This is a genomic window from Nocardioides sp. NPDC059952 (genome assembly GCF_042730435.1).
Taxonomy (GTDB): Bacteria; Actinomycetota; Actinomycetes; order Propionibacteriales; family Nocardioidaceae; genus Nocardioides.
Map to the genome: position 1 here is coordinate 1 of NZ_JBHWLY010000130.1, position 6,887 is coordinate 6,887.

6 protein-coding genes and 1 tRNA gene are annotated in these 6,887 nt (G+C 66.6%); 6 read left to right on the plus strand and 1 reads right to left on the minus strand.

From position 1 onward, the window contains the following. Positions 1-284: 284 nt before the first annotated feature. Complete coding sequence (pyk, locus tag ACFV9G_RS29430; RefSeq protein ID WP_378732956.1) at positions 285-1,754, plus strand: pyruvate kinase; 1,470 nt, start codon at positions 285-287, stop codon at positions 1,752-1,754. A 77-nt stretch (positions 1,755-1,831) separates the two neighbouring features. Here pyk and ACFV9G_RS29435 read toward each other — a convergent pair. After that, positions 1,832-1,907: transfer RNA gene (locus ACFV9G_RS29435), tRNA-Leu, on the minus strand. A gap of 75 nt (positions 1,908-1,982) precedes the next feature. On the opposite strand from ACFV9G_RS29435, the gene ACFV9G_RS29440 reads away from it, so the two are divergent. From ACFV9G_RS29440 to ACFV9G_RS29460, 5 genes are all read left to right on the plus strand, one after another. Continuing rightward, a complete protein-coding gene (locus ACFV9G_RS29440; protein ID WP_091046519.1) occupies positions 1,983-2,612 on the plus strand; it encodes an ANTAR domain-containing response regulator in 630 nt (209 codons plus the stop codon). A gap of 167 nt (positions 2,613-2,779) precedes the next feature. Beyond that, on the plus strand, positions 2,780-4,120 hold the full coding sequence (locus tag ACFV9G_RS29445) for a hypothetical protein (protein WP_378732959.1): 1,341 nt from the start codon (positions 2,780-2,782) through the stop codon (positions 4,118-4,120). 8 nt (positions 4,121-4,128) lie between these two features. After that, positions 4,129-5,121 (plus strand): branched-chain amino acid ABC transporter permease, encoded by a 993-nt coding sequence (locus ACFV9G_RS29450; protein ID WP_378732961.1) that lies wholly within the window; start codon positions 4,129-4,131, stop codon positions 5,119-5,121. 1 nt (position 5,122) lies between these two features. Then, positions 5,123-6,073 carry an ABC transporter ATP-binding protein gene (locus ACFV9G_RS29455; RefSeq protein ID WP_378732963.1) on the plus strand — a complete coding sequence of 317 codons (951 nt, stop codon included), beginning with the start codon at positions 5,123-5,125 and terminating at the stop codon, positions 6,071-6,073. Further along, complete coding sequence (locus tag ACFV9G_RS29460) at positions 6,070-6,849, plus strand: ABC transporter ATP-binding protein (RefSeq protein WP_378732965.1); 780 nt, start codon at positions 6,070-6,072, stop codon at positions 6,847-6,849. Before ACFV9G_RS29455 ends, ACFV9G_RS29460 begins: the two co-directional genes overlap by 4 nt. Positions 6,850-6,887 lie beyond the last annotated feature (38 nt).

Here is a 6,887-nt window from a genome sequence, read left to right on the forward strand (position 1 = left end):
GTTTACACACCGTCTGGTGGGTTGGTTTTTTTTTATACCACCCCGGCCCGTGGAAAAACGGCGTGCCCACCCGGGGCCCGGCACCTCCACAGGGGTGGTGCCGGGCCAGTCGGGTCTCAGCCATCGGATCGGAGGATAGGACAAGGTTCGTACACACTTGTGGCGAGGAGTTTGTGGCACCCGTCCATTGACCCGGCGGTCCGGCGTGAATGCTCGATGAACCTCCGAAGAGAGGCGCCCGCGGGTGCTGGTTTGAACGTTCCAGAGGAGTAGTCTGGGCTCCCGTGAGAAGAGCGAAGATCGTCTGCACCCTGGGACCCGCCGTCGGGACGGAGCGTCGCATCCGCGAGCTCGTCTACGCAGGCATGGACGTCGCCCGGATGAACATGAGCCATGGTTCCCACGACGACCACTCCGGCAACTACGCGCTGGTGCGGGAGGCGGCGGCTGCGAGCGGGCACAGCGTCGGTATCTTCGCTGACCTGCAGGGGCCCAAGATCCGGCTGGAGCGGTTCAAGGAGGGCTCCGCGACCCTGCGCCGCGGCCAGGCCTGGACGATCACCACGCGCGAGGTGCAGGGTGACGACGAGATCTGCGGGACGACCTACAAGGGACTTCCCGGTGACGTGAAGGTCGGCGACCCGATCCTGATCGACGACGGCAAGCTGCGCCTGCGGGTCACCGCGGTCGACGACACCGACGTCCACACCGAGGTGCTGGTCGGCGGGCCGGTCTCGAACAACAAGGGCATCAACCTGCCCGGCGTCGCCGTCTCCGTGCCGGCCCTGTCCGAGAAGGACGAGGAGGACCTCCGGTTCGCGCTCAGGCTCGGCGTCGACATGATCGCGCTCAGCTTCGTGCGAAACGCGGAGGACTACGAGGACGTCCGCAAGATCATGGACGAGGAGGGGCGTGTCGTCCCGGTCATCGCCAAGATCGAGAAGCCGCAGGCGATCGACAACCTCGACGAGGTCATCGCCGCCTTCGACATGTTCATGGTGGCCCGTGGCGACCTCGGCGTGGAGTGCCCGCTCGAGGAGGTGCCGTTCCTGCAGAAGCGGATCATCGAGCTGGCCCGCCTCAACGCCAAGCCGGTCATCGTCGCCACCCAGATGCTCGACTCGATGATCTCCAACCCGGCGCCCACCCGCGCCGAGGCCAACGACGTCGCCAACGCCGTCCTCGACGGCGCCGACGCAGTGATGCTCTCCGCCGAGACGAGCGTGGGCGAATACCCCATCCACACCGTCGAGACCATGGCCCGCATCATCGCCGCCACCGAGCGCCACGCCCTCTCCCGGGACAGCTCCGCAGCCGCCGAGCTCACCCGCATCGACTGGGACCCGCACACCCGCTCCGGCGTCATCGCCAAGGCCGCCGCCGAGGTCGCCGACCGTGTCGGCGCGAAATACCTGGTCGCCTTCACCACCTCCGGTGACTCCGCCCGCCGCCTCTCCCGGCTGCGCGGCGCGATCCCGTTGCTCGCCTTCACCCCCTCCGATGCCGTACGCAGCCAGCTCGCGCTCAGTTGGGGCACCGAGACCTTCCGCACCGACGAGGTCGAGCACACCGACGAGATGGTCCGCCAGGTCGACGAGAACCTGCTCAAGCTCGGCCGCGTCGAGGAGGGCGAGCTCGTCGTCATCATCGCCGGCTCGCCTCCCGGCATCCCCGGCTCCACCAACGCCCTGCGCATCCACCGCATCGGCGACGCGATCAACGAGGTCGCGCCCGCCTACGAGCGCAAGAGCTAGCGCAGAAGATCTGCGGCCAGAGGCCGTGGAGCGCTGTACGCACCTGGTGCGCACGGCACTCCACGGCCTTTGGCTTGTGGTGCCCCGGGTCGGATTCGAACCGACACTGTATGTGGTTTGAGCACATCGTCTCTGCCGTTGGACTACCGGGGCATCTCGGCCGGTCAAAACCTACATGAGCGCAGAGGGCAAGATCACCTCGGGACAGGGTTGCGGATGGCCTAGTCTGTGCTCGTGACGGAGAGCAACCCCAGCAGCACCCCGGAGAGCCAGGCGCGGCGTACGGTAGTCATCGCGGAGGACGAGGTCCTGATCAGGATGGACCTCAAGGAGATGCTCACCGAGGAGGGTTACCACGTCGTCGGTGAGGCGGGCGACGGCAAGGCGGCGATCGAGCTCGCCACCGAGCACAGACCCGACCTGGTGATCCTCGACGTGAAGATGCCGGTGCTCGACGGGATCGCGGCGGCGGAGGCGATCGCGCGCGACCGGATCGCCCCGGTGGTCATGCTGACCGCTTTCTCGCAGCGCGACCTGGTCGAGCGGGCCCGCGACGCGGGCGCGATGGCCTACCTCGTCAAGCCGTTCAACATCACCGACCTGGTGCCGGCGATCGAGCTGGCGGTGAGCCGTTTCCAGGAGCTCGCCCAGCTCGAGCGGGAGGTCGCCGGTCTGACCGACCGGCTGGAGACCCGCAAGGCGGTCGACCGGGCCAAGGGCATCCTGCAGGAGGGCCTCACGCTGAGCGAGCCCGAGGCTTTCCGGTGGATCCAGAAGACCGCGATGGACCTGCGACTCTCGATGCGCCAGGTCGCCGAGGGCGTCATCGAGCACGGCGTCAGCGGGCCACGTACCTGAATCCGTGTAAACGGCACGTCACAGATCGGTTGCGGTCTCCATTGAGGGTCAACCTGTGGCTTGTTCGTGGGTGAAGTCGGCCTAGACTGCCCGCGCGGATCCGGCCGACCAGCGTATTCAGCTGGTGTCAGGATCCGTCTTTAGGACACACAGGCAGGAGTACCCACGTGCGCAAGCGGCTCTACAGAGTCCTCGTCGCGCTCATCGGTGCGCTGATGGTGCTGTTGGTTGGGAGCCCGGGTGCCGCACAGGCAACCGAGACCCCACCGCCGGACGCCACCGCGATCCAGGTGACGCTTCAGGACGAGGCCAACAAGGATGCCGAAGGCAATCCGAAACCGATCCCGGGAGTGACCCTCGAGGTCAGCAAGGACGGCAAGAAGGCCGGCGAGGGCGTCACCGACGACAAGGGTGTGGCGATCATCGTCGTCGAGGAGCTCGGTAAGTACACCGTGACCCTCGACGAGAAGACGCTCCCGGAAGGGACGGTCCTCGACGAGAACACCAAGGGCGAGGCAACCGTCCAGGTACGTTTCCAGGGACCCAACAACCGGGCGATCTTCCCGATCGGGGTCACCGCCGGTGAGCAGTCGAACTTCGCCAAGGACCTCGCCCAGAACCTGCGCGCGGGGATCGTGTTCTCCCTGGTCCTGTGCCTGGCTGCCCTCGGGTTCTCGCTGATCTTCGGCACGACCGGCCTGTCCAACTTCGCCCACGGCGAGATGCTCACCTTCGGTGCGCTGATGGCCTGGACCTTCGACCAGGTCTTCAAGACCGGCGCTCTGGCCTCGGTCTCGGTGCTCCTGGCCGGCATCATCGCGGTCCTCCTCGGTGGCCTGGGTGGCTTCGCGCAGGAGAAGATCCTGTGGGGCCCGCTGCGCCGGCGTGGCACCGGTCTGATCGCGATGATGATCGTCTCGATCGGCCTGGCGATCTTCCTGCGCTACCTGTTCCAGTACTTCTACGGCTCCTCGACGCGGGCGCTGTCGCAGTACAACGGCCAGCAGCGCGAGCAGCACTGGTACTACCTCTGGCTCTCGCTCGCCGACCGTGAGGTGGTCATCGTGCTCATCTCGATCGTCACGATCACCGCGGTCTGCCTGTGGCTGGCCAAGAGCCGGATGGGCAAGGCGATGCGCGCGGTCTCGGACAACCCGGCACTGGCCGCCTCTTCCGGCCTGCGGGTCGACGGCGTCATCACCAACGCGTGGGTGATCGGTGGAGCGCTGACCGCGCTGTCCGGTGTGCTCTACGCGATGCAGCTGCAGGTCAACGCCTTCATGGGCATGCGGATCCTGCTGGTCATCCTCGCTGCGGTCACCCTCGGTGGTCTCGGCACGATCTGGGGTGCTCTCGTCGGCTCGCTGGTGATCGGGCTCGTCTACGAGCTCGGGCCGCTGTTCGGCGTACCCACCTCCATCAAGGAGATCGGCCCGCTGCTGATCATGATCGTGATCCTGCTGGTCCGGCCCCAGGGCATCCTGGGTCGCAAAGAGCGGCTCGGGTAGGAGAGACAATGGATATTCTCGACATTCTCCGGGCAGCGTTGCAGCAGGCTCTGGGCCCGCAGGCAATCGTCTTCGCCCTGGCCGCCATCGGCCTCAACATCCACTTCGGCTACACCGGGCTGCTCAACTTCGGCCAGGCCGGGTTCGTCGCCGTGGGCGCCTATGGTCTGGCCGTCTCCGTGGTCACCTTCGGGGCGCCGTTCTGGCTCGGTATCACCATGTCGATCGTGGCCCCGCTGGTGCTCGCCGTGATCCTGGGTGTGCCGACGCTTCGTCTGCGCGCCGACTATCTGGCGATCGTCACCATCGCCGCTGCCGAGGTGCTGCGGTTCGTCTTCGGCTCGGTAGAGATGAAGGACACCTTCGGTGGCTCCAACGGCCTCAACGGTTACGCGGGGCCGTTCCAGGACGCCAACCCCTACACCAGCGGCATCGATCTGGGGTTCATCTCCTTCGGGCGCAACGACCTGTGGTCGCTGACCGTCGGCTGGATCCTGGTCGCGCTGTGCTGCGTGCTCGTGTGGGCGCTCATGCGCAGCCCGTGGGGCCGTGTGCTCCGCTCCATCCGTGAGGACGAGGACGCGGTCCGCTCGCTGGGCAAGAACGTGTTCGCGTACAAGATGCAGGCGCTTGCTCTCGGTGGTGTCATCGGTGGTCTGGGCGGCATGTTCCTGGCGCTCAAGCAGGCCTCGGTCGTGCCGAGCGACTACTCCACGCTGATGACGTTCTACGCCTTCGCCGCTCTGCTCCTCGGCGGCGCGGGCCGCGTGATGGGACCGGTCATCGGCTCGGTCCTGTTCTGGTTCCTGATCGCGGGGCTAGGCTCGTTCTTCAGCCAGTCGGCAGGTAAGGGCGGATGGATCCCGACGGTGATCATGACCGACACCCAGGCCAGTGTGATCCGCTACATCATGCTGGGGCTGGCCATCATGCTGCTGATGATCTTCCGTCCCCAGGGGATCATCGGCGACCGTAGGGAGATCGCGATCGATGGACGCTGACATGACTGACCAGACGAGCACCGAGACGAACGCCGTGGAGACCAAGACCGGGCCCGCGGGCCTGGTCGGGGCGAGCACGGAGCCGGGCAGCAAGAAGTCCGACCCGATCATCGTCGCCGACAACATCACGCGTACGTTCGGAGGACTCACCGCCGTCGACGTCGACCACGTCGAGATCCAGCGTGGTGCGATCACCGCGCTGATCGGCCCCAACGGAGCCGGGAAGACGACGTTCTTCAACCTGCTGACCGGCTTCGACCAGCCCAACAGCGGTTCGTGGAGCCTGGAGGGCAGGTCGCTCAAGGGCGTCGCCCCCTACAAGGTCGCCCGACTCGGGATGGTGCGCACCTTCCAGCTCACCAAGGTGCTGGCCAAGCTCACCGTGATCGAGAACATGCGCCTGGGCGCCACGGGACAGAAGGGGGAGCGGTTCTGGGCCGCCCCGTTCAAGTTCCTGTGGGGCAAGCAGGAGGACGAGGTCACCACGAAGGCCGACGACCTGCTGGCCCGGTTCCTGCTCGACAAGAAGCGCGAGGACTTCGCCGGGTCGCTCTCCGGCGGCCAGCGCAAGCTGCTCGAGATGGCCCGCGCGCTCATGGTCGACCCGGAGGTCGTCATGCTCGACGAGCCGATGGCGGGGGTGAACCCGGCCCTGAAGCAGTCGCTGCTCGGTCACGTGAAGTCGCTGCGCGACGAGGGCCGCACGGTCCTCTTCGTCGAGCACGACATGGACATGGTCCGCGACATCTCCGACTGGGTCATCGTGATGGCCCAGGGGCAGATCGTCGCTGAGGGCACTCCTGAGTCGGTCATGGCCGACCAGCGTGTCATCGACGCCTATCTCGGGGCCCACCACGACACCGACCTGAGCGAGCTCGACGAAGAGGTCCTCGAGGCCGAGGTCGAGGCAGAGCTCGAGGCCGAGACCGTCCAAGAGGAGGACTCGAAGTGACTTCCACCGATGCGGAGCAGTTCCGCGAGAAGCACCTGAGCGAGGCCGAGGGCGCGGTGCTCCGCGCCGACGGGCTCATCGCGGGCTACCTTCCCGGGGTCAACATCCTCAACGACACCGACCTCTACTGCCAGCCCGGCGAGCTGGTCGGCATCATCGGCCCCAACGGCGCCGGCAAGTCGACTCTGCTCAAGGCGCTGTTCGGCCTGGTGAAGATCCACGAGGGCACGGTCAAGCTGAAGGGTGAGGACATCACCGGCAAGCGTGCCGACGAGCTGGTCTCACGAGGTATCGGGTTCGTTCCGCAGAACAACAACGTCTTCCCGAGCCTGACCATCGAGGAGAACCTCGAGATGGGCTGCTACCAGGCCCCGAAGAAGTTCGCGGAGCGGTTCGAGTTCGTCACCGGGATCTTCCCTGCCCTGGGGGAGCGCCGCAAGCAGCGTGCCGGTGGCCTCTCCGGCGGTGAGCGTCAGATGGTCGCGATGGGCCGGGCGCTGATGATGGAGCCGTCGGTCCTGCTGCTCGACGAGCCCTCCGCGGGGCTCTCGCCGGTCATGCAGGACGAGGTCTTCGTGCAGACCCGCAAGATCAACCAGGCGGGTGTCTCGGTCGTGATGGTCGAGCAGAACGCCCGTCGCTGCCTGCAGATCTGCGACCGTGGCTACGTGCTCGACCAGGGCCGCAACGCCTACACCGGGGCCGGGCGCGAGCTCGCCGACGACCCGAAGGTGATCGAGCTCTACCTCGGCACCCTGGGTGCCAAGGACGACTGAGGTACGTCCCGAAACGGCCAGGGCCCCGGAGCAGCATC